Genomic DNA, 20,630 nt, shown 5'->3' with positions numbered 1-20,630 from the left:
AAATAAAAGGAAATCTAAAATTAAAGATTTCCTTTTTTTGTTTCCTAAAACCTAAAATTCTCGTTCAGCCATTTCAGTTTATTATAACTTTTAAGGAATTTTGCTTTTAACTCTATGTTTTTTTCACGAGCTTCTATCAGCTTATTTTCCCGTGTGTTGATGAGAAAAAGCGAACTTTCTCCATTGCTGTACCGCATTTCTTCTGCACTTAGAAGTTTTTGGTAATTTTTTAGATTACTGTCGGCAAGATCAATCTGAAGATGATAATTTAAAACTTCATTTTTATAAGTTTCAATCTTTGTCACAATTTCCCTTGTTTTCAGCTGCACATCTTGCTGGTTTTGGGCGATCTTCAGTTTAGCAATCTGATAATCTGCTCTAGCCGCTCTCTGAAAAATCGGAATTTCTAATTTTATGCCGTATTGAAAGTTATTATCAAACAATGGTAAATATTCTGCCCGGTAATTTTCTTTATTAAAAAAGTTGTAGGTAAAATCTATTTTGGGGAGAAAGCTTTGCCATTTAAGCCTTCTTTCACTTTCAAGAATGTTTTCTTTCTGAAAATAATATTGCAATGACGCATGATTATTAAGTTGTTTAGATTGTACATCTTGCACCAAAAATTCAAAATCATTGTATCCGCTGTGTTCTTCAAGACGTGTTGACGGGAAAATAAGTTGCGAAATTTCGTAGATTTCCTGATTATCTTTCCATAAATAAAGCTGTAAATCTTGTGTGCTCTTCACAAAATTAAGATACGCATCCCTTTCCTGAAGCTGGAAACTCTGCAACTGCGAAGCCGCTTCTACAGTATCAATCGCAGGTCTTTCGCCATAGTTGTACGTTTTTTTTGTGAGCTCTAATCTATCTATATTAATTTGTACCGATTTTCTTTGCAATTCATAGATTTCATAGTTTTTCACCCATTCCCAATACGTATTTTCAGCTTCCAGAAGAAGTTCGTTCGTCAAAACGGTTTGTTCTGCTTCTGTCATTCTCAGAGCAAATTTTGCCTGATCCAGCATTGCTCTGCGTTTGTCATAGAGAAGATTTTTGGCAAGCGGAACTGTAATTCCAAACTGAGCTAAGCCACCTCTGGTATCGCTGTTGTTTAGTTTTTCTCCATCCAAATAATTATATGCTCCGTTGATATTGATTCCGTACCATGTAGGAATATCCAGTTCAATATTTTTTTGCTGATAATATTGGGTACCATCAATATTTTTCTCGCCAAGCTTTCCTGCCAGCACAGGATCAAAATTCCCTCTAGCTCTGGTAATTTCTGCTTCTGCAATTTTATTCTGAAGCTGATATTTAAAGGCCAGCGGATGGTATCTTTTTACAATCGCAAGAAATTCCTGATGAGAAAGCTTTAAAGAATCTTGCCCGAAAGAAATCTGAAAAAGCAGCAACAAAACAACTGTCGTCCAATTTTTATTTAGATTTTTCATTTGCAGCAGATTTTTCCGTTTTCACTTCATAATAATCCGGCGGAAAACCATTGATATTTCGCCATAATTCGTACCAAATAGGAACATCATTTAAAATAGCAATTCCTTGCACTCCGGTTCCTATTTTTATTTTCGGAGGCCACTGTTTTTCATTTTTATCTTCTATTACCAATGCCTTGAAAAGTCCGTTGGCACTGATGTTATTTTCGACAGCAATTACTTTTCCGGCGAAAGTTCCGTAGCTGGAGTTGGGCCATCCTGAAAATACAATTGCCGGGAAACCGTCAAAAATACACATTACTCTCTGCCCTTCTTTCACCAAAGGTAAATCGACAGGTTTTATGTAAATTTCTACTGCATAATCGATTTTATTAGGAACAATGGTAGCTATATTTTCGCCGTCTTTCAGAATTTCTCCGATTCCGGCTTTATTAATCTGCACAATCTGCCCGTCCTGAGAAGCTAAAATAAAGTACAGCCCCTGTCTAGCTTTATAATTGGCAACTTGGTTTTGCAATTTGGCAATTTCGCCATCACTTCCTTCAATCTGTCCCATACTTTGGAAACGTTCACCCTCTATTTTACTGAGTTTCTCAGTATAATCCTGAATGGTTGCATTTTGTTCGATGCTCACATTCATAATTTCTTGTCGGGTTTGTGCTACTTTATTTTCGGCAGAAGTTTTTTTAGCCGCCGCATTTTGGAAAGATACATTCCTTTGTTGAAACTGCGTAAGAGAGACTAATCCTTCATCATACATTTTTTTTTGCCTCTCGTACTGATCTTCGCTCAGTCTCAATTCGTTGTTGGCAGCTGCAAGTTCTGCTTCTTCACCGGCAAGTTTATTATTGAGCTGACTTATTTTAATTTTCAGCTGATTAAGTTTCAAATCTCTTGAAGAGTTGAGAGCGTCAAGCTGACTATTGGTAGTTCCTACTTTTGCCTGATAGTAATCTCGAACTCCTTTTTTAGCATCAACCTGTTGCTCTGTTCTTTGCACCAAAAGAGGATCCAGATAATCTTCTTTCACTTCAGAAAGTTTCAGTAAGGTATCTCCTTTTTTTACATAGTCTCCATTTTTCACATTCCATTTGATGATTCTTCCGGGAATGGGAGAATTGAGCTGTTGTGGTCGCTGATCTTGATATAATGTTGTGGCATTACCTTTTACCTTGATATTTTGAGTCCATGGTAAAAAGAGAACAATAATTCCTGCCAAAAAGATGAAAAGAAACCATCTTTTAACTTTGGTTTTTTTATTGATCTGATATATTTTGTCGTATGAATGAATTTTCATTTTTAAAATCTTTGATTAAACGATTTCTAAAGTCCCGTTTTGAAGATGAAGACGCTGGTCTGCAAGCTGCATCAAATTCTGATCCTGAGATACGATAATCACAGTAGTGCTCTTTTTAATCTTGTTGAGATACAGCATCATTTTGTTTCTGAATTCGTCATTCATTCCATCAAGCGGATCTTCCAATACAAGCAATCTTTTGTTCCCCAGCAATGATCTTAGAAGTAGAATTTTCTTTTTCGAGCTGAATGAAATTTCTGTATCTGTCTCACTAATTTCTGTGTAAAATCCTGAACTAAACTGACTGGAAATATTATCAATTCCGATTTCCTCGGCAAGATCAAGAATACTTTCAGGACTGATGTTTGTGTTGCCAAGAATAATATTTTCCTGCACAGTACCTTTAATGATCGTCATATCTTCCAGATACAGACCGATTTGATTTCTCAGTTCTGTTTTATTGATATTTTTTAATGGAATTTTATCAAAAAGTACAGATCCTGAAGTAGGCTCATAAAAACCTGTAATCATATTAAGAAGAAGCGATTTACCAGCTCCTAACTTTCCGGAGATTACTGTAAGCGTATTTTCAGGAACTTTAAAATTAATATTGTTCAAAATACTCTGATGTTCGTTAAAAGAAAAGTTTACCTCTTTAAATTCTATTTCCAGACCTTGATAATTTTCTTCCAAAACAATCTCGCCATTATTCTCTTCGGGTAAATCTGTTACTTTATTCAGTTTTGCCAAAGCTGCAATCACATCATAATAACTTTCTAAACTGATAATTAATTTTTCTACAGCCGACATGATACTCAAAACCACAATTTCAGTTGCGATAAATGCCCCGATATTCAGTTGCTGATTGATTAATAAATAAGTTCCTATCACCAACATTACGAGCGTTATGATCACTTTAAAAGCAATAATAGTTTTGTACTGCACCACCAAAACACGAAAATGAGAAGTTCTGAAATCGAGATAACCCACCACACGATCATCAACCCCGGAAAGATGCGCATCAGATTTAGAATTGATCTTAAATGTTTTGATAGACGCTGCAATATCCTCGATCCATGATGCCACTTCATATTTTTTTTCGCTTTCTTCCAAACTAGATTGGATACCGCTTTCCATTGTAAATCTGAAGATGATAATCACACAAATAATGACAAGGGCACCAAAAACCAAAAACCAAGGATGATAAAATGAAAGCAGCAGAATACCGAAAAGGATCTGAATAATCGCTGTAGGGATTTCCAGAAGTATTTTTGAGATTCCCTTCTGCAAATTTTGGGTATCAAAAAAACGGTTGACAAGTTCGGGAAGATAATATTTTCTGGTATCGCACAGATTTACTTTGGGTAATTTTTCTGCAAACGCCAAAGAAAATTCGACAAATATTTTCTGCTGTATTTTCTCAATAATCTGCATTACTTTTAGCCTGAAATATCCTACCAACCAAGTTCCAATCACCACAAAAATGATCAATATGTAGATAGAAGTCGCCATCGTGGCTCCCATTACAAAACTCACGATGGACTGTATCCCTAGCGGTACACTCAGTTGCACCAAACCGTTCAAAATTGCATAAAAATAAATATTGGTAACGTCTTTTTTCTCTTTGGTAACGTACTTGAAGAGATTGTAACCGTGCTGTTTTGGAGTAGTTTCCATTGAATCTTTATTTTATGAGACTAAAAGTGATGTATCGCAAATATTGTAAAACATACTTTTTATGTTCTATTTTATCTAAATGATTATCTGTAAGCTTCGGCAAATGTTCGCTGAAAAATTGCTGATTATGTGCAGTTTCCAAAAGCGTACTCGCAAAAGACAACGGATAGGGAAAATCTGGTTTTGCTTCGGAAATAACCTGACCAAAAAAATTACACAGACTTTTTAAGGGATTAAAAACCAAATCTTTATTGATCTCATCAACTTCTTTCACCAAATAAGATTTGCTGCTTTCTGCAATGACGATGGTATGAAGTTTAGACAAGTCATAGTCTTCTATTGCGTTTTCGTAGTTTTCCTGATGCGTAATGATGTTTAAAAGTTTTTCGATTTTCTCCTGTGAATCTTTTATTTCAGAAAGACGAAATTTTGAAATCAGCTCAAGATAAGACCAATACCAATTGAGAATATAGGTCAATAATTTATGTTTAGAAGAAAAATACCTGTAAATGGTTGCTTCTGTCGAACTTATTTTTTGCGCCAGTTTTTTGAAAGTAAAATTCTCAAAACCCATTTCAAATATCAGATCTATTGAATTTTTCACGATAGATTTACCGATTTCACTGTTTTCCGGATCTCGGAGAAACAGGTTTTGGTTGACTTTAAATTTTAATTGAAATTCCATTTTTGTAATTTACCTATACAAAAATAAAACTATTATATTAATCAGCAATACACCTATAAAAATATTTTTAATATTACTAATAATAGTAATGCTATCATACTATGAATTTATTCTTTACTTGAAACATCTATAAGTCTCAAATCATAAAACAATATGATTTAATGATTTGATCAATGCAATTTTTGACTTTTTTAATAAAATATAGAATGACTTTTATGATGGTTGTAGAAATTCTATTCAATTTTATTATCTTTGTAAATATTAAAATTTAAAATAAATAATAAAAATAATATGAATCTTCACGAGTATCAATCAAAAGAGATTTTATCAAAGTACGGAGTAGCAATACAACGAGGTCACGTTGCAAACAACGTAGAAGAAGCTGTAGCTGCTGCAGAAAAACTGACTGCTGAAACCGGAGCTCAGGCTTGGGTTGTAAAAGCACAGATTCACGCAGGTGGTCGTGGTAAAGGTGGTGGTGTAAAGTTTTCTCCGAACATGGACAAATTGAAGGAGAACGCTCAAAACATTATCGGAATGCAATTGATCACTCCTCAGACTTCTGCTGAAGGTAAATTGGTAAATTCTGTATTGGTAGCAGAGGATGTATATTATCCTGGAGAATCTGAAACTAAAGAATTTTATGTTTCTATTCTTTTAGACAGAGCTGAAGGTAAAAACACAATCGTATATTCTACTGAAGGTGGTATGGATATTGAGCACGTTGCTGAAGTAACACCTCACTTGATCCACAACGAATTGATCGATCCTACTTTGGGTCTTCAAGGTTTCCAGGCTAGAAAAATTGCTTTCAACCTAGGTCTTGAAGGAAATGCGTTCAAAGAATTCACAAAATTCATCACTTCTTTATACAATGCGTATGTAGGAATTGATGCTTCTTTATTCGAAATCAACCCGGTTTTAAAAACTTCTGACAACAAAATTATCGCTGTAGATGCAAAAGTAACTTTGGATGGCAACTCATTGTTCCGTCACAAAGATCTTGAAGCATTAAGAGATACAAGAGAAGAAGATCCTATCGATGTAGAAGCTGGTGAAGCTGGTCTTAACTTCGTAAAGCTTGACGGTAACGTTGCTTGTATGGTAAACGGAGCTGGTCTTGCAATGGCAACTATGGATATTATTAAATTATCTGGTGGTAACCCTGCAAACTTCCTAGACGTTGGTGGTACTGCAGATGCTGCAAGAGTACAAACTGCTTTTGGAATAATCTTGAGAGATCCAAACGTAAAAGCAATCTTAATCAATATCTTCGGAGGTATCGTAAGATGTGACAGAGTAGCTCAAGGTGTTGTAGATGCTTACAGAGCAATGGGTAGCCTTCCGGTTCCATTGATCGTGAGATTACAAGGTACAAACGCTGTAGAAGCTAAGAGATTAATTGACGAGTCTGGTCTTCCGGTACACTCTGCAATTACTTTAGAAGAAGCTGCAAACAAAGTAAAAGAAGTTTTAGCTTAATATTTAAGTTAATTTAAAATACAAATCCGTTTTCGAAAGAAAGCGGATTTTTTTGTTCCAAATTTTTCACAAAAAAAACCATTTAAATTATTTTTAAATGGCAAATTGGAAAATAAACTTCTCATCATTAAGTTACGAAATGTGTTTCTCAATCATTTCAAAACTCGGTATATCTTATTAGTAGTGTAGCGATAAAAATTAAAATAAAAACGAAGAAAAGCTATTTAAAGAATAAGTTTTCATGGTTATTAGTTTGCACAAAGGTTCTAAATTATTTAATATAAAAAAATACCACTTAAGGCGTATTTTTAAGAAAAATTAACTAAATTCAATTACTAAATCACCATTATGAAAAAAACCGAGGAAAAACATCCGCTCATAGACGTCTGGAATATTTATCCCGGAAACCGAAGAAGTGATAAAATATTAGAGAAACCATCTATAGAGCGTATTATCGGAGAGATGTTTGCTATCGGAGAATACTATTATTACGTCTTAAATCTCAACAACAGTACTGTTACGAATCATCACGAAAGCATTCTCAAAATTCATGGGTTAAAAAACTACCCCTTACACCTTAAAGAACTCATTGATCTTATTCATCCGGACGACATTCCATTTGTGATAAAAGCCGAACAAACTGTGGTCAATAAAATTCTAGAGATTGGTAAAGAATTTCAATTATATTTAAAACCAAGCTACTGCTTCAGAATGAAAACGGCAAAAGGAAATTATGAGCTTTTTCATCATCAGGCGATTCACACTTTTGAAGACGAAGATCATCATTTAGTACAGTCCATCAACATACACACCAACATCCAGCACATCACAAGCGAGAATTCTTATACCGTTTTGATTACAGGAATTGAACCAAGAAAAGATTTTTATCAGATTAAAATTAATCAAAATTTGCTTTCATCTTTAACACATGAAAACAATCTCACAAAACGAGAAACCGAAGTTTTATCATTCATTGCCAAAGGTTATTCAGGGAAAGAAATTTCCTCTATCTTAATACTTTCAGAACATACCGTTCGTACACACAGAAGAAATATTTTAAGAAAAACTAATTGCAGGAACAGTAAAGAACTGGTGAAAAAAGCTTTTGATTTTGGATTGATTTAGCATGATTTAAATTTAAAACTGACAAATCTCACGATATTATTTCGGCGTAAAACTTGTACTTTTATCATCAGATGGAAAAGACAAATTTACAACCCAGATTTAAAGATTCACAACATTTCAAAGACTTTTGGACAACAGGAAACGGAAAGCAGCTGATTGATCTTTCAGCAGCAGAAGTCAACTTCAAGAACTTTGACAAATTTTCTCATTTCTTTTATCATGTAGACGAAATTGGTGATGAGGTTGTAAAAGATGTTTATTTCACAAAAAAATACAGCGAAGCTTCAAGAGAGATTGAAAACTACATCAGAAACGGAGTTTCAGAAAACGATCATGTTCCGGAAAGTGTAAAAAAACTTTTTCGGCAAACACAAACCCTACCCGATTGGCTTGATTTAAATTTAATTAAAAAAGGTGCTGAACTTTGCATGCGCTGCAATCTGGATTCTCTGATTTCCCTTCGTGACTATTGCCTGATCGGCGGTTACGATTATGCTTACCTCAATAAACCGCTCATCGTGACCGAAGCATTAAAAAAAGGTGCCGTAAAAAGACTCTCGGAAACTTTAGATTTTTGGGTAAACGTAACAAGATATGATGCTTTAGAAATCCATAAAAAAGGTTATGAATTTGCAATTAAAACAAGACTCATTCATTCCTACGCCAGACTTTCTATTAAAAAACATTATAAAAACTGGGATACCCAAAACTGGGGCGAACCTATCAATTCCTGGGACATGATGGCGACCTACATTGGTTTCAGCCTGGTATTTCAGCACAGTCTTCAAAAATTAGGAAACATCATCTCTGAAGAGGAAGAAAAAGGCCATTTCCACCTTTGGAAATACGTCGGCTATCTTTTAGGAATTCCCGAAGTGCTTTTACCAAACAATAAAAAAGAAGCAACAGAATATTTTTATCTGTGGACTTCCATTCAGCCATCTTCAGACAGTGATTCGGTTTTACTTGCGCATTCTTTATTGAACGAATCGCTGGAAAATCCGATACTAAAATATGAGTTTCAAAGAAAAAATTTAAGGTATCTGCATATTTGCTGCACATGGTATTTATTGGGTGATGATGTTTGCAAAAGACTTCAGATTCCTGATGTGCCTTTCAAAAAAGGTTTCCCTACTACGAAAAGAATCATCAATAAAATATACGATTCTACTGTAAGCCGTGAAGCCAGAATTAAAAAAGGAAATAAAGATCAGATGAAGGTCTTGTCAGATTACCTAAGTATTACCCAGAATTCGAATTTTCATTAATTTTTTCAGGAGCTTAATCCCGCTTTCACTACTCGCTTTTCTATTTTTCGGCGGCGGCTTTGCCGCCGCCGAAAAATAGAAAGAGCTCAAACAGGCCGTTCAATCGGGGCTAAAAACCACCCATTTTCGGCCTTCGTCCGAATCCCGCCCATCCAATGAAGAAAAAACTCAGGGTATGGAATCTCTTCATTATAATTGATCGTTTAGTCTTTAATATTAATCAAAAACTTTATCATTTTTTAACGCTAAAAACAATTTCCAAGAACAAATAATATTAGCTTTTGAATTTAAAATTATGTAATTTTGATAAATTATTTTAATACGATATGAGCAACATAGATGATAAGAAAAAAGCACTTGCATTGGTGCTTGATAAACTAGATAAAACATACGGGAAAGGAACGGTAATGACGTTGGGAGATAGTGCAATCGACACTACAATCGAAGTTATTCCTTCCGGATCATTAGGATTAGACATCGCTTTGGGCGTTGGCGGATATCCGAGAGGAAGAATTATTGAGATCTACGGACCTGAATCTTCAGGTAAAACAACTTTAACTTTACACGCAATTGCAGAAGCTCAAAAAGCAGGCGGAATTGCAGCATTTATCGATGCCGAGCACGCTTTCGACAGAGGTTACGCAGGCAAACTAGGAATCGATCTTGAAAACCTTATTATTTCTCAGCCAGATAACGGTGAGCAGGCTTTGGAAATTGCTGATAACTTGATCCGTTCAGGCGCAATCGACATTGTAGTCATTGACTCTGTTGCTGCTTTGACTCCAAAAGCGGAGATTGAGGGTGAAATGGGAGATTCTAAAATGGGTCTTCACGCAAGATTGATGTCTCAGGCTTTGAGAAAACTGACTGCAACGATTTCAAGAACAAAATGTACCGTGATTTTCATCAACCAATTGAGAGAAAAAATCGGTGTAATGTTCGGAAACCCTGAAACAACAACGGGTGGTAACGCTTTAAAATTCTACGCTTCAGTAAGAGTAGACATCAGAAAAGCAAGCGCACCAATTAAAAATGGTGATGAAGCTGTTGGAAGCCGTGTGAAAGTGAAAATTGTAAAAAACAAAGTCGCTCCACCTTTCAAAATGGCTGAATTTGACATTATGTATGGTGAAGGCGTTTCTAAAACCGGAGAAATCTTGGATACTGCAGTAGATATGGGAATTGTGAAGAAAAGCGGTTCTTGGTTCAGCTACGGTGAAACTAAATTGGGTCAAGGCCGTGATGGTGTAAGAGATTTGTTGAAAGACAATCCTGAACTGGCTGAAGAGCTTGAAAATAAAGTAAAAGAAGAGATTATCAACAACAAAAAATAATTTGTTTTGATTGAAATACAAAAGACAGCTGAGAGGCTGTCTTTTTTTGTTTTTAGACGAAAGACATCCTTATTCTGGGATAAAAATGCCAATCTGTCACTTTTCGTTCAATGGTATTTCTTTTGAGAATTAATAATCAAATTTAAAAATTAAAAAAAATGACAAAAGGAAATATCAATGTTTCGGTGGAAAATATTTTTCCGTTGATTAAGAAATTTTTGTACAGCGACCACGAAATCTTTTTAAGAGAATTAATTTCAAACGCAACCGATGCAACTTTGAAATTGAAACATCTGACCAACATCGGTGAAGCACAAGTTGATTACGGAAATCCGAAAATCGAAGTTAAAATCGATAAGGAAAACAAAAAACTTCACATCATCGATCAAGGTTTAGGAATGACTGCCGAAGAAGTGGAAAAATACATCAACCAGGTTGCGTTTTCCGGAGCAGAAGAATTCTTAGAAAAATATAAAGATTCTGCGAAAGATTCAGGGATTATCGGGCATTTTGGTTTAGGTTTCTACTCTGCTTTTATGGTGGCAGAAAAAGTGGAAATTATTTCTAAATCTTTCAAAGATGAGCCAGCCGTTCATTGGATCTGCGACGGAAGTCCGGAATTCACCTTAGAAGAAACGACTGCTAAAACCGACAGAGGAACTGAGATCATCCTTCACATTGCCGAAGATTCTACAGAATTTTTAGAAGAAAATAAAATCCGTGAATTGTTAACGAAATACAACAAATTCATGCCAGTTCCAATCAAATTCGGAACAAAAACAGAAACACTTCCTTTACCTGAAGACGCTGCAGATGATGCAGTTGCTGAAACAGTTGAGGTTGATAATATCGTTAATAATCCTACTCCGGCTTGGACGAAAGCTCCGAGTGAATTGAAAGACGAAGATTACAAAGCTTTCTACCACGAATTGTACCCAATGCAGTTTGAGGAGCCATTGTTCAATATCCATTTGAACGTAGATTATCCGTTCAACTTGACCGGAGTTTTATATTTCCCGAAACTAGCGAATAATTTAAACATTGAAAAAGATAAAATTCAATTATATCAGAATCAGGTTTTCGTAACGGATGAGGTAAAAGGTATTGTTCCGGACTTTTTGATGTTGTTGAGAGGGGTGATTGATTCTCCAGACATCCCGTTGAATGTTTCCCGTTCATATCTTCAGGCAGACGGTGCGGTAAAGAAAATTTCTTCTTACATCACGAAAAAAGTAGCCGATAAAATGGTTTCTTTAATCAATGAAAACCGTGAGGACTACGACAAAAAATGGAACGATATCAAAATTGTTATCGAATATGGAATGATTTCTGAAGACAAATTCTTCGAAAAATCTGACAAATTTGCATTGTACCCAACAACTGACGGAAAATATTTCCTTTGGAATGAATTAGAAGAAAAAATCAAACTAAATCAAACCGACAAAGACGGAAATTTAGTCATTCTTTACGCTACAAATGCTGACGAACAGCACTCTTACATTCAGTCTGCGAAAGATAAAGGATACGAGGTTATTCTTTTAGATTCACCGATTGTTCCGCATTTAATTCAAAAACTGGAATCTACAAAAGAGAAAATTTCTTTTGCAAGAGTAGATGCAGACCACATCAATAATTTGATTAAAAAAGACGAGCCGGCAATTTCTAAATTAAATGAAACTGAAAAGGAAACCTTAAAGAAAAACGTTGAGGAGTCGATTAATGACAAGAAATTCACAGTTCAGCTGGAAGATTTAGACAGTAACGATGCTCCGTTTACAATTACTCAGCCTGAATTTATGCGTAGAATGAAAGATATGCAGGCAACCGGCGGTGGAGGAATGTTTGGAATGGGAAGTTTACCGGAAATGTATAATTTGGTCGTGAATTCAAACAGTGAATTTGCCACTAAAATTTTGGCTAATGAAAATGCTGATGAGAAAAGTTCTCAGATTAAGTACGCGTTAGATTTGGCGAAACTATCTCAGAATTTACTGAAAGGAAAAGAATTGACAGACTTCATCCAGAGAAGTTACAAGCAATTGGAAAAGTAAATTAAACTAACTTATATTGAAGCTCGAAACGATTTAGTTGTTCCGAGCTTTTTTATGAAAAATTAATCGTAGAAATAGTAAATTCGGCTTTGCTTAATAAAAAATGAATTTTGGATTTAGCTTCGCTAATCGGAATTTTTTTTGGTGTTTTTTCTTGCTTACCATAAAGTCCAAACATAAACTTGAAAACCTACTTTTTGCTTTTTTTCTTTTTGCAAATGTCATAGATGCTATTTTTGAGACATCATATTCCTAAAAATCTCATCAACCTTGAGGTTTTTTGTTGGGGTATCTTCTACTTGATTCCTGCATCGTTTTATCTATACTCAATGTCGGTTTATTATTATATTCTTTGACAGTTATGGTAAGGCTTTCTATCAATGTGGTAAAAAGAGGAAGCTGTAAAAATATATCAAAAAAATATTGAATTAAATTATAAAAATGAAAATGGGAAACAAATGCTTTTGGAAATTGAAAAGGAAATGAGTAAATAAAAACCGTTCTAAAATGTAATAAAATCATTATGTAAGCTGTCTTATAAATAGAAAATCAATCATTTGTAAATGAAAAAACTAAATCTATTCATTCTTCTTTTTTTATCACTCCATACTTTTGCACAAAGTATAAATTCAAATGTCGATGAAATCATTGGTCGTGAAATGAAAGAAAGAAGAATTCCCGGATTGCAGTTAGCTGTTGTTCAAAATGGAAAAATTGTATCAAGCAAATCGTACGGTTATGCAAATATTCAAGACCATATTTCTGTCAAAAACACGACTATTTTTCCCATTAATTCTAATACAAAAATTTTCACCGGTGTTTCTGTCATGCAATTGGTAGAACAAGGCAAAATAGAACTCAATGCGCCTATCAAAAAATATCTGAATGATTTACCTTCAGAATGGCAAAATATAACGGTTGACCAATTGTTGACGCATATTTCTGGTTTGCCAGAAATCCTACAACTTCTTGACCCTCTCACAGGTAACATTGGTCCGTTAAAAACCGAACAAGCCATTTGGGAAAAGCTGAAAACACTTCCTTTAGAATTTAAAACAGGCGAACAATTCAGTTACAATCAAACCAATTATTATTTATTAGGAAAAATTATCGAAAAAGTTAGTCATCAATCATTTGCTACTAATTTTGAAAATCAACAATTCAGAATCGCAAATATGAAACATACATTGTTTGGGGATTCCAGAGATTTGATTCCGCAATTTGCACCTACTTATCGTTACAGAAATTTATTTGACGGCAAAAGAACTGATGATAAATTGGTAAATAATTATACCGAATTTCCTGATTTTACAAGAACCGGAGCGGGAATCAACAGTACAGCTGAAGATATGGCAAACTGGATAATTGCTTTGCAAAGTGGTAAATTATTTCAAAAATCTGCAACATTAGATTTGATGTGGTCACCAAGCAAATTCAACAATGGAAATCCGACCAACTGGACACGAGGTTGGGGAATTGCAAAATTTAGAAAAAACCACAAAGCAATAGGAATGTCTGGTGGAAATAGATCGGCTTTGTTGATTTATCCGGATGATAAACTAGCAATAATTGTTTTGACCAACTTAGGTGGAAGTGCTCCTGAAGATTTTCTGGAAGAGATTGCAGGATGTTACAATGCGGATATTTTAGAAGCCGATCCTTTAACTTTTTTGAGGAAAAACCTCCGAGAAATTGGATTTGATAAAGCTATTGATTTTACAGAAAAGACGAAAAAGAAAAATCCCGAATTTGATCCACAAGAAGTAGAATTAAATAACTGGGCTTACAGAATGATGACAAATAATCAGCAAACTGAAGCTTTAGAGATTTTTAAGCTTAATGTTCATTTATTTCCAAAAAGCTGGAACGCTTATGATAGTTATGGCGAAGTATTATTAAAAACAGGAAATAAAAATAAGGCGGTCGAAATGTATAAAAAATCGGTTAAGCTGAATCCTGAAAATGAAAACGGAAAACAAATGCTTTTGAAGATTGAAGAGAGCGTGAAAACGAAATGATATTAGTGATATATTGATTAATACTGATGCTTTTCAAAAGTTTCGGCGGCACCAGAGGTGCCGCCGAAAACATTTTTATATCGTAATAATATTCACTTAATGAAAACTTCAATCACTTTCACTACCTCAGCAGGTTTCTGTTATGAATTGTTACTTTTTATACCGAAATACAACAATTCATTATAAATAAGTTTACAACTCCTCCAACGGATTCCAAAATAGCTTTTTGAAATTCTTGACTCTAAAATTATCAACGACAATTCCTTCAACTTCCAATCTCGACTGAAATTCAGGAACTGACAAAGTTCCAGAGCTCGAAATTACACGATGCGCAGGAACATCTTTTGGGCAGCCACCCATCGCTTTACCTACATGACGGGAATGGTTCGGAAAACCAACCGCTTTTGCAATTGCTCCGTAGCTAGTCACTCTTCCTTTCGGAACTAATTTTGTGATTTCCCAGACTTGTTGTTTGAAGATCTCGTTCATTGGATATTTTAATGATTAAATTTATGAAAAATGTTTTTGTTTTGATGGTTTTTCGGCTGATGGAGATTCTAAACATTAAGATTTTTCAGTTATGAAAATTCATTAATTTTTTAATCTTTATTTTTAAGGAAACAACAAGTTGATTCTGCTTAAATTTAGTAAGAATTTGAAAATATTTTTGCTCCGTAGGAGCAATATGTTTGTAGATAATAATTTAATTATCAATGGGGAGCTCCGTAGGAGCGCAACCTGGCGCAGAACGACTTTTTATATCCTTGTTTCTTACTATAGTTTTACAAATTTCACTACCTAAAAATTTAACAAAATATTACCATAAGTTAATACCACACAGGCATCATTGTTGTAAATTGAAGCAATGAAATAAAATATAAATATTATGTCAAATTTTAAAGGAAAAGTAATTATCGTTACAGGAGCAGCAATGGGATTAGGTTTTGCAGCAGCAGATTCTTTAGCATCAAAAGGAGCTGATTTAACTTTGGTAGATTACAACGCAGAAGCTTTAGAAAAAGCTAAGGAAGAATTATCATTAAGGTATCCTGAAAGTAAATATTTAACAGTCACTGCAGATGTTTCTGTAGAAGAAAATGTGAAGAACTACGTAGACCAAACGGTGGAAGAATTCGGAAAAGTTGACGGATTATACAACAATGCAGGAATTGAAGGAAAACAGGCGCCTTTGATTGATTATGACATTGAAGTTTTCAAAAAAGTAATAGACATCAATTTGTTAGGAGTTTATTACGGAATGAAATATGTAATTCCTGAACTGCAGAAAAACGGAGGCGGAAGAATTGTCAACGTTGCTTCTGTCGGTGGAATCAGAGGGGTTTTAAACCAAACTGCTTATGTTGCCACAAAACATGCTGTAGCCGGAATGACCAAAAATGCAGCTTTGGAATATGGTAAAGATAATATTCTAACGAATGCGATTGCTCCAGGCGCGATTTTAACACCCATGGTCGCTGAAGCTTTTAATCAGGTAAATCCTGCAGATCCGAAAGCAGCTGAAAAAGAATATGCATCAAGAAATCCTACCAGAAAATTGGGAGATCCTAAAGATGTGGGAAATTTAGTTGCCTATCTTTTAAGTGATGAGAACGGTTACGTTTCAGGACAGGTGATTGCCATTGATGGCGGAGAATCGAATATGTACGGAAATCCGTAGATGGCTCTTAGCTGATGGTCTCTGGCTTTTGGTTCTGAAAATTATGAAAATTGTCTTCATTTATTGGGGACAATTTTTGTTTACAGACCGACCAAACTTCCAACATCTAGCTTCCAGACCTCTTAAACAAAAATGCATGATTTTTGAATTACATTCTATCTAAATCTAAAAGTTATGAAAAAATCCATTTTCAGATTGCTTAATAAAATCAATAAAGCTGTACTACCAAAACTAAGTGATAAAGACCCAACGAAACTAACCAAAGTGCAGAAAGGAATTCTTGCGTACCGTTATTTTGTGTTGACTAACTCTTTGGATTAACAAGCTTTGCGTGAGGGATATGGAGGGCGCGGGCGAAGCACGCGGTGCAAAGCACCGGAACGAAGTGGAGCCTGTAGAAGCCCGACCCGAGCCTTGGGATTGCCTTGGAGAGGGGCACGCCCTTGTTGAAAACATGAATTTCAGAAAGAATTTTTCATTGATAGACAAAAATATATCAAAACACTTTAGTCCATTCTGGCAAAAAAAACGTCCCAAAAATTTGGAACGTTTTATATAACTTCAAGCTTCAGACTTCCGTCTTTCCACTTTATTAATTTTCTAAAATATAAGAGAACATCAATGGTGCACAGATGGTCGCATCACTTTCAACGATAAATTTCGGCGTTGTGATATCCAATTTCCCCCAGGTAATTTTCTCGTTCGGAACTGCTCCAGAATAAGAACCGTAAGAAGTCGTAGAATCTGAAATCTGACAGAAATATGACCAGAACGGAATGTCATGCATTTCCATATCCTGATACAACATTGGTACTACACAAATCGGGAAATCTCCTGCGATACCTCCACCAATCTGGAAGAAACCAACGCCTTTTCCTGCTGAGTTTTTCGTGTACCAATCAGCTAAATATGTCATGTATTCGATACCAGACTTCATGGTTGTAGCCGTCAATTCACCTTTAATACAGTAAGAAGCGAAAATATTACCCATAGTAGAATCTTCCCATCCCGGAACTACGATTGGTAAGTTTTTCTCAGCCGCAGCAATCATCCAAGAATTTTCTCTCGGAATTTCGTAATACTGCTCCAAAACTCCAGAAAGAATCATTTTGTACATGAATTCATGCGGGAAATATCTTTCACCTTTTGCTTCAGCATCTTTCCAGATTTCTACGATATGCTTCTGCAATCTTCTGAAAGCTTCTTCTTCAGGAATACAAGTATCCGTAACTCTGTTCAGACCTCTTTCCAACAGATCCCACTCATCCTGAGCCGTTAAATCTCTATAATGAGGAACTCTTTCGTAGTGAGAATGCGCCACCAAGTTCATCAAATCTTCTTCAAGGTTTGCTCCTGTGCAAGAGATAAAATCTACTTTATCCTGACGGATCATTTCAGCCAAAATCTTTCCCAATTCAGCGGTAGACATTGCTCCAGCCAAAGTGATCATCATTTTTCCGCCTTCTTTCAGGTGGGCAACATATCCCTTAGATGCGTCTACCAAAGCCGCTGCATTGAAGTGCAGGTAATATTTTTCTATGAACTCAGTAATCGGTTTGCTCATTATTTTATTTTTTTACAAAGATAAAATTTAAAAACGGAAAGTCGCAGCTGCACTTAAAGAAAGTCTGCTTAAACCTTCTCTTTCGTCTTCACCGAAATTCACTGTCGTACCATTGTATTTCATCTTGCTAAGCGTTCCGCCTGTTAATCCCAATTTTGGACCAATAAAAATTTGATTGGTAATCGCATATTGGTAAGCAAAATTCGCCTCCAAACCTAAATTAGAACCTGTTCCTTTTACAGAACCCGTTTTGGTGGTATAAGTAATCACACCCAGTGCTATATCGTAATACAATTTGTGTTTTGTGTCCTCTTTAAAATTTGAAAACATAAAAGCCGGACCAACAAAACTGATGTTATCTTTAGTGCTTACAAATCCGGAAACAGTACCTCCGTTAATATCTTGCACAGTCAGTCTTCCATCGCTGGATGCCATATAATTTGAGTATTTTATACCGATAGCACCATTTCCTTTTAAATGATAATATGCAGAAACATCTACATTTAAACCATTTTTCAGGCCTTTGATATAATCTTTTGTTTCTTTAGGAATTCCTGAAGGCATTTTTGCCAATCGCCACGCATAACCAACAGAGGGAATTATCGAAATTCTGGGTTCTGATTTTGCAGTTTCTTCCTGCGCTGAAAATAAAAATGGGATTGCGAATGCTCCCGACAGTAAAAGTTTTTTAAACATTGTCATCAATTTTCCGCAAAAATACTCTTTTTTCCAAATACTGAGAATTAAAATTTAAAACGTCTGTTTTCTTTTTTATTGGAATGCTGCTTTTTCTGCTCAATCCTTTTCTCTACCGAAGATCTCGTCGGTTTCGTTTTTGCCCTGAATTTTGGAATAATTAAAGCTTTATCCACAAGTTCTAAAATTTTCTCAATCGCAATTTTCTTGTTTTGAAGCTGCGTTCGGCTTTCGGAAACACTTAGAAATAAAAATCCATCCAGATTAATTCTGTTTTTCAGTTTTTCTGAGATTAAATCTTTCTGCCTCTCATTAAACAATTCAGACTCTGAAACTTTCCAAGTAACGGTAACAGCGGTTTCCACTTTATTCACGTTTTGCCCTCCTGCTCCGCTACTGCGGGAAGTTTTAAAATTTAGCTCTTTGGTAAAATCTTTCATTGGAATTTTAGTTGTGAATTTTCTTGTATATAATTTTTTTCACTATTAACAAATCGTAAATTACCTTCTATCTTTTCATTTGAATCTTTTTTAATCACCAATATACTTCTGTCATTTGAATTTATTATAATTGAATCTCCCGCCTCAACATTATACAAACATGTCCATGAATAAATTTCAGCATCACCATTTTTAATCGCATAAGGAAAAATATCTTTGTTATATGGATTAAATTCTTTTACATTGCTTACAAAATCTTTTAAATATATTATTCCAAAACAATGATTTCCCGAGTCACTCTTATCAGACACTACTCCATTGATCAATATATTATTTTGAAAAAAAGGTCGTTCATATTTACCCTGCATTTTAGCATCTTTTATACTACATTTAATCCAAAACACCCATCCGACAATTGCAACAAAAAACACAATTAAAATCTTAATTATCTCTTTTTTCATTTATTATTTTTAAAAGATTTAATCTTGAAATCTTACCATTGGGAGTTCGTGGAAATATATTAACAAAGATAATTTCTTTCGGTTTATGTAATTTTTGTTGATAGTTAATAGTTGATAGTTGATGGATTAAAGATTCAGATTCTTCGCCTTCAATTACTGCTATCAACCTTTGTCCCAGAATTTCGTCCTTCAAGCCTAAAAAAACAACTTCATTCAGAATTTCTTTTTTAACTAAAGCTTCCAGTTCTTCAGGAAATATTTTGACTCCTCCCGAATTGATAACGTTATCTGCTCTTCCTAAAAACCTGAATTGATTTCCTTCAAATATTTCAACCAAATCATTAGTCTGTAATTTTTCGTTATTCAAATTAGGTGCGAAAATTTTCATACAACCTCTTTCGTCTAAAGAAATAGACACCCCTCCAAAAATGGTAAAACAATCATCCTGGTCGGGATAAATCTCCTTCAATGCAATATGAGAAAGCGTTTCAGACATTCCGTAGGTTTCGTAGATTTTAGTTGAGGCATTAGAGTGTTGAAGTATTTGCGTAATTTTAGCTTTTAAAGATTCCGAAACGGCTGCTCCACCAATGATTAGATTTTTAATGAGGTAAATTTTATCCAAAGAATTTTCAACCTGCAAAGGTGTCATTGCACAAAAGTCAATTTCAATATCTAAATTTTCCAAAGGTTTTATTGATGGTTCGGTTATAATAAGATTTAATTTTCTCTCAAAAGCCCGCACCACCATCATTTTTCCTGAAATATATTCAACGGGAAGACATACTAAGGCAGTATCATTTTCTTTTAATCCTAAAAAATCACACGTCATTTTTGCTGAATTCAACATCTTCTTTTTCTCGATTTCAAATATTTTCGGAGTTCCGGTAGAACCTGAAGTCTGTACTTTTACCGTTTCAGAATCGGAAAGCCATTCTTCAAGAAAAAAAAATACTTTTTTTTCAAAATCAGTTTCCAGATGTAAATTATTAATTTCGAGATTATTGAAGTTGAGCAGCATATTTCCGACCATTTAAATGTTGTGTAAATTTAAAGAAAAATTAAAAAATGATTTGCGAATAAAGAAAAAAGCTTTAAATTTGCATCACTAAAACAAACAGACCCATGGTGTAACGGTAGCACTCTGGTTTTTGGTACCATCAGTTGGGGTTCGAATCCCTGTGGGTCTACAAACCATCCTTTTCTAAGGATGGTTTTTGTTTTTTATGAAAGTAAGAAAAATTTAAAATTTCTTTAATATTTTTTTGTCGGTAAAGAAAAAAATAGATACATTTGCACGACTAAAATAAAGAGACCCATGGTGTAACGGTAGCACTCTGGTTTTTGGTACCATCAGTTGGGGTTCGAATCCCTGTGGGTCTACAAACCATCCTTTTCTAAGG

18 protein-coding genes and 2 tRNA genes are annotated in these 20,630 nt (G+C 34.8%); 10 read left to right on the top strand and 10 right to left on the bottom strand.

Annotated elements, in window-relative coordinates:
* Positions 1-44: 44 nt before the first annotated feature.
* From LNP04_RS14585 to LNP04_RS14570, 4 genes are read right to left on the bottom strand one after another with little or no spacing between them, the layout of a single operon-like run.
* Complete coding sequence (locus LNP04_RS14585) at positions 45-1,451, bottom strand: TolC family protein (protein ID WP_229983648.1); 1,407 nt, start codon at positions 1,449-1,451, stop codon at positions 45-47.
* On the bottom strand, positions 1,435-2,748 hold the full coding sequence (locus tag LNP04_RS14580) for an HlyD family secretion protein (RefSeq protein ID WP_229983647.1): 1,314 nt from the start codon (positions 2,746-2,748) through the stop codon (positions 1,435-1,437). The genes LNP04_RS14585 and LNP04_RS14580 overlap by 17 nt, the downstream gene beginning before the upstream one ends.
* Positions 2,749-2,763: 15 nt before the next feature.
* On the bottom strand, positions 2,764-4,425 hold the full coding sequence (locus LNP04_RS14575) for a peptidase domain-containing ABC transporter (RefSeq protein ID WP_229983646.1): 1,662 nt from the start codon (positions 4,423-4,425) through the stop codon (positions 2,764-2,766).
* A 7-nt stretch (positions 4,426-4,432) separates the two neighbouring features.
* Entirely contained in the window at positions 4,433-5,110 is a 678-nt protein-coding gene (locus tag LNP04_RS14570; RefSeq protein WP_229983645.1) for a TetR/AcrR family transcriptional regulator, read from the bottom strand.
* Between the two features lie 291 nt (positions 5,111-5,401).
* On the opposite strand from LNP04_RS14570, the gene sucC reads away from it, so the two are divergent.
* The 6 genes from sucC to LNP04_RS14540 all read left to right on the top strand — a co-directional run bounded on the left by sucC (position 5,402) and on the right by LNP04_RS14540 (position 14,388).
* Positions 5,402-6,592: an ADP-forming succinate--CoA ligase subunit beta gene (sucC, locus tag LNP04_RS14565; protein ID WP_229983644.1), complete on the top strand. Its 1,191-nt coding sequence runs from the start codon at positions 5,402-5,404 to the stop codon at positions 6,590-6,592.
* A gap of 348 nt (positions 6,593-6,940) precedes the next feature.
* Positions 6,941-7,717 carry a response regulator transcription factor gene (locus tag LNP04_RS14560; RefSeq protein WP_229983643.1) on the top strand — a complete coding sequence of 259 codons (777 nt, stop codon included), beginning with the start codon at positions 6,941-6,943 and terminating at the stop codon, positions 7,715-7,717.
* Between the two features lie 71 nt (positions 7,718-7,788).
* Complete coding sequence (locus LNP04_RS14555) at positions 7,789-8,985, top strand: oxygenase MpaB family protein (RefSeq protein WP_229983642.1); 1,197 nt, start codon at positions 7,789-7,791, stop codon at positions 8,983-8,985.
* 326 nt (positions 8,986-9,311) lie between these two features.
* A complete protein-coding gene (gene recA, locus LNP04_RS14550) occupies positions 9,312-10,319 on the top strand; it encodes a recombinase RecA (RefSeq protein WP_047444724.1) in 1,008 nt (335 codons plus the stop codon).
* A 158-nt stretch (positions 10,320-10,477) separates the two neighbouring features.
* Positions 10,478-12,370, top strand: a complete 1,893-nt coding sequence (htpG, locus tag LNP04_RS14545; protein WP_229983641.1) for a molecular chaperone HtpG — start codon at positions 10,478-10,480, stop codon at positions 12,368-12,370.
* 563 nt (positions 12,371-12,933) lie between these two features.
* Positions 12,934-14,388: a serine hydrolase domain-containing protein gene (locus LNP04_RS14540; RefSeq protein WP_229983640.1), complete on the top strand. Its 1,455-nt coding sequence runs from the start codon at positions 12,934-12,936 to the stop codon at positions 14,386-14,388.
* Between the two features lie 192 nt (positions 14,389-14,580).
* Here LNP04_RS14540 and LNP04_RS14535 read toward each other — a convergent pair whose 3' ends face one another.
* Positions 14,581-14,877 (bottom strand): MGMT family protein, encoded by a 297-nt coding sequence (locus LNP04_RS14535; protein ID WP_229983639.1) that lies wholly within the window; start codon positions 14,875-14,877, stop codon positions 14,581-14,583.
* Positions 14,878-15,274: 397 nt separating this feature from the next.
* On the opposite strand from LNP04_RS14535, the gene LNP04_RS14530 reads away from it, so the two are divergent.
* Both LNP04_RS14530 and LNP04_RS14525 read left to right on the top strand, forming a co-directional pair.
* The gene (locus LNP04_RS14530) at positions 15,275-16,066 is read left to right on the top strand and encodes a glucose 1-dehydrogenase (protein WP_229983638.1); all 792 of its coding nucleotides are present in this window, start codon (positions 15,275-15,277) and stop codon (positions 16,064-16,066) included.
* Positions 16,067-16,240: 174 nt separating this feature from the next.
* Entirely contained in the window at positions 16,241-16,387 is a 147-nt protein-coding gene (locus tag LNP04_RS14525; protein ID WP_229983637.1) for a hypothetical protein, read from the top strand.
* Between the two features lie 271 nt (positions 16,388-16,658).
* Here LNP04_RS14525 and LNP04_RS14520 read toward each other — a convergent pair whose 3' ends face one another.
* The 5 genes from LNP04_RS14520 to LNP04_RS14500 are packed head-to-tail and all read right to left on the bottom strand — an operon-like array spanning position 16,659 to position 20,248.
* The gene (locus LNP04_RS14520; RefSeq protein ID WP_047444737.1) at positions 16,659-17,630 is read right to left on the bottom strand and encodes a deoxyhypusine synthase family protein; all 972 of its coding nucleotides are present in this window, start codon (positions 17,628-17,630) and stop codon (positions 16,659-16,661) included.
* A gap of 27 nt (positions 17,631-17,657) precedes the next feature.
* Positions 17,658-18,326 (bottom strand): hypothetical protein, encoded by a 669-nt coding sequence (locus LNP04_RS14515; protein ID WP_229983636.1) that lies wholly within the window; start codon positions 18,324-18,326, stop codon positions 17,658-17,660.
* A 47-nt stretch (positions 18,327-18,373) separates the two neighbouring features.
* Positions 18,374-18,766: an alternative ribosome rescue aminoacyl-tRNA hydrolase ArfB gene (gene arfB / locus LNP04_RS14510; protein WP_229983635.1), complete on the bottom strand. Its 393-nt coding sequence runs from the start codon at positions 18,764-18,766 to the stop codon at positions 18,374-18,376.
* Positions 18,763-19,227: a hypothetical protein gene (locus tag LNP04_RS14505; protein ID WP_229983634.1), complete on the bottom strand. Its 465-nt coding sequence runs from the start codon at positions 19,225-19,227 to the stop codon at positions 18,763-18,765. Before LNP04_RS14505 ends, arfB begins: the two co-directional genes overlap by 4 nt.
* A complete protein-coding gene (locus LNP04_RS14500; RefSeq protein WP_229983633.1) occupies positions 19,208-20,248 on the bottom strand; it encodes an AMP-binding protein in 1,041 nt (346 codons plus the stop codon). Before LNP04_RS14500 ends, LNP04_RS14505 begins: the two co-directional genes overlap by 20 nt.
* 98 nt (positions 20,249-20,346) lie before the next feature.
* Between LNP04_RS14500 and LNP04_RS14495 the strand changes: the two genes are divergently transcribed.
* Both LNP04_RS14495 and LNP04_RS14490 read left to right on the top strand, forming a co-directional pair.
* Positions 20,347-20,417 (top strand) — tRNA-Gln (locus LNP04_RS14495).
* 122 nt (positions 20,418-20,539) lie between these two features.
* Positions 20,540-20,610: transfer RNA gene (locus LNP04_RS14490), tRNA-Gln, on the top strand.
* Positions 20,611-20,630 lie beyond the last annotated feature (20 nt).

The organism is Chryseobacterium sp. C-71, from assembly GCF_020911865.1.
Taxonomy (GTDB): Bacteria; Bacteroidota; Bacteroidia; order Flavobacteriales; family Weeksellaceae; genus Chryseobacterium.
This window is presented reverse-complemented; position numbering and strand designations above follow the sequence as displayed.

Excerpts from the sequence above, each read along its gene's own strand:
- LNP04_RS14585 (WP_229983648.1), bottom strand. The coding sequence starts at position 1,451 with ATGAAAAATCTAAATAAAAATTGGACGACAGTTGTTTTGTTGCTGCTT.
- LNP04_RS14580 (WP_229983647.1), bottom strand. The coding sequence starts at position 2,748 with ATGAAAATTCATTCATACGACAAAATATATCAGATCAATAAAAAAACC.
- LNP04_RS14575 (WP_229983646.1), bottom strand. The coding sequence starts at position 4,425 with ATGGAAACTACTCCAAAACAGCACGGTTACAATCTCTTCAAGTACGTT.
- LNP04_RS14570 (WP_229983645.1), bottom strand. The coding sequence starts at position 5,110 with ATGGAATTTCAATTAAAATTTAAAGTCAACCAAAACCTGTTTCTCCGA.
- sucC (WP_229983644.1), top strand. The coding sequence starts at position 5,402 with ATGAATCTTCACGAGTATCAATCAAAAGAGATTTTATCAAAGTACGGA.
- LNP04_RS14560 (WP_229983643.1), top strand. The coding sequence starts at position 6,941 with ATGAAAAAAACCGAGGAAAAACATCCGCTCATAGACGTCTGGAATATT.
- LNP04_RS14555 (WP_229983642.1), top strand. The coding sequence starts at position 7,789 with ATGGAAAAGACAAATTTACAACCCAGATTTAAAGATTCACAACATTTC.
- recA (WP_047444724.1), top strand. The coding sequence starts at position 9,312 with ATGAGCAACATAGATGATAAGAAAAAAGCACTTGCATTGGTGCTTGAT.
- htpG (WP_229983641.1), top strand. The coding sequence starts at position 10,478 with ATGACAAAAGGAAATATCAATGTTTCGGTGGAAAATATTTTTCCGTTG.
- LNP04_RS14540 (WP_229983640.1), top strand. The coding sequence starts at position 12,934 with ATGAAAAAACTAAATCTATTCATTCTTCTTTTTTTATCACTCCATACT.
- LNP04_RS14535 (WP_229983639.1), bottom strand. The coding sequence starts at position 14,877 with ATGAACGAGATCTTCAAACAACAAGTCTGGGAAATCACAAAATTAGTT.
- LNP04_RS14530 (WP_229983638.1), top strand. The coding sequence starts at position 15,275 with ATGTCAAATTTTAAAGGAAAAGTAATTATCGTTACAGGAGCAGCAATG.
- LNP04_RS14525 (WP_229983637.1), top strand. The coding sequence starts at position 16,241 with ATGAAAAAATCCATTTTCAGATTGCTTAATAAAATCAATAAAGCTGTA.
- LNP04_RS14520 (WP_047444737.1), bottom strand. The coding sequence starts at position 17,630 with ATGAGCAAACCGATTACTGAGTTCATAGAAAAATATTACCTGCACTTC.
- LNP04_RS14515 (WP_229983636.1), bottom strand. The coding sequence starts at position 18,326 with ATGTTTAAAAAACTTTTACTGTCGGGAGCATTCGCAATCCCATTTTTA.
- arfB (WP_229983635.1), bottom strand. The coding sequence starts at position 18,766 with ATGAAAGATTTTACCAAAGAGCTAAATTTTAAAACTTCCCGCAGTAGC.
- LNP04_RS14505 (WP_229983634.1), bottom strand. The coding sequence starts at position 19,227 with ATGAAAAAAGAGATAATTAAGATTTTAATTGTGTTTTTTGTTGCAATT.
- LNP04_RS14500 (WP_229983633.1), bottom strand. The coding sequence starts at position 20,248 with ATGCTGCTCAACTTCAATAATCTCGAAATTAATAATTTACATCTGGAA.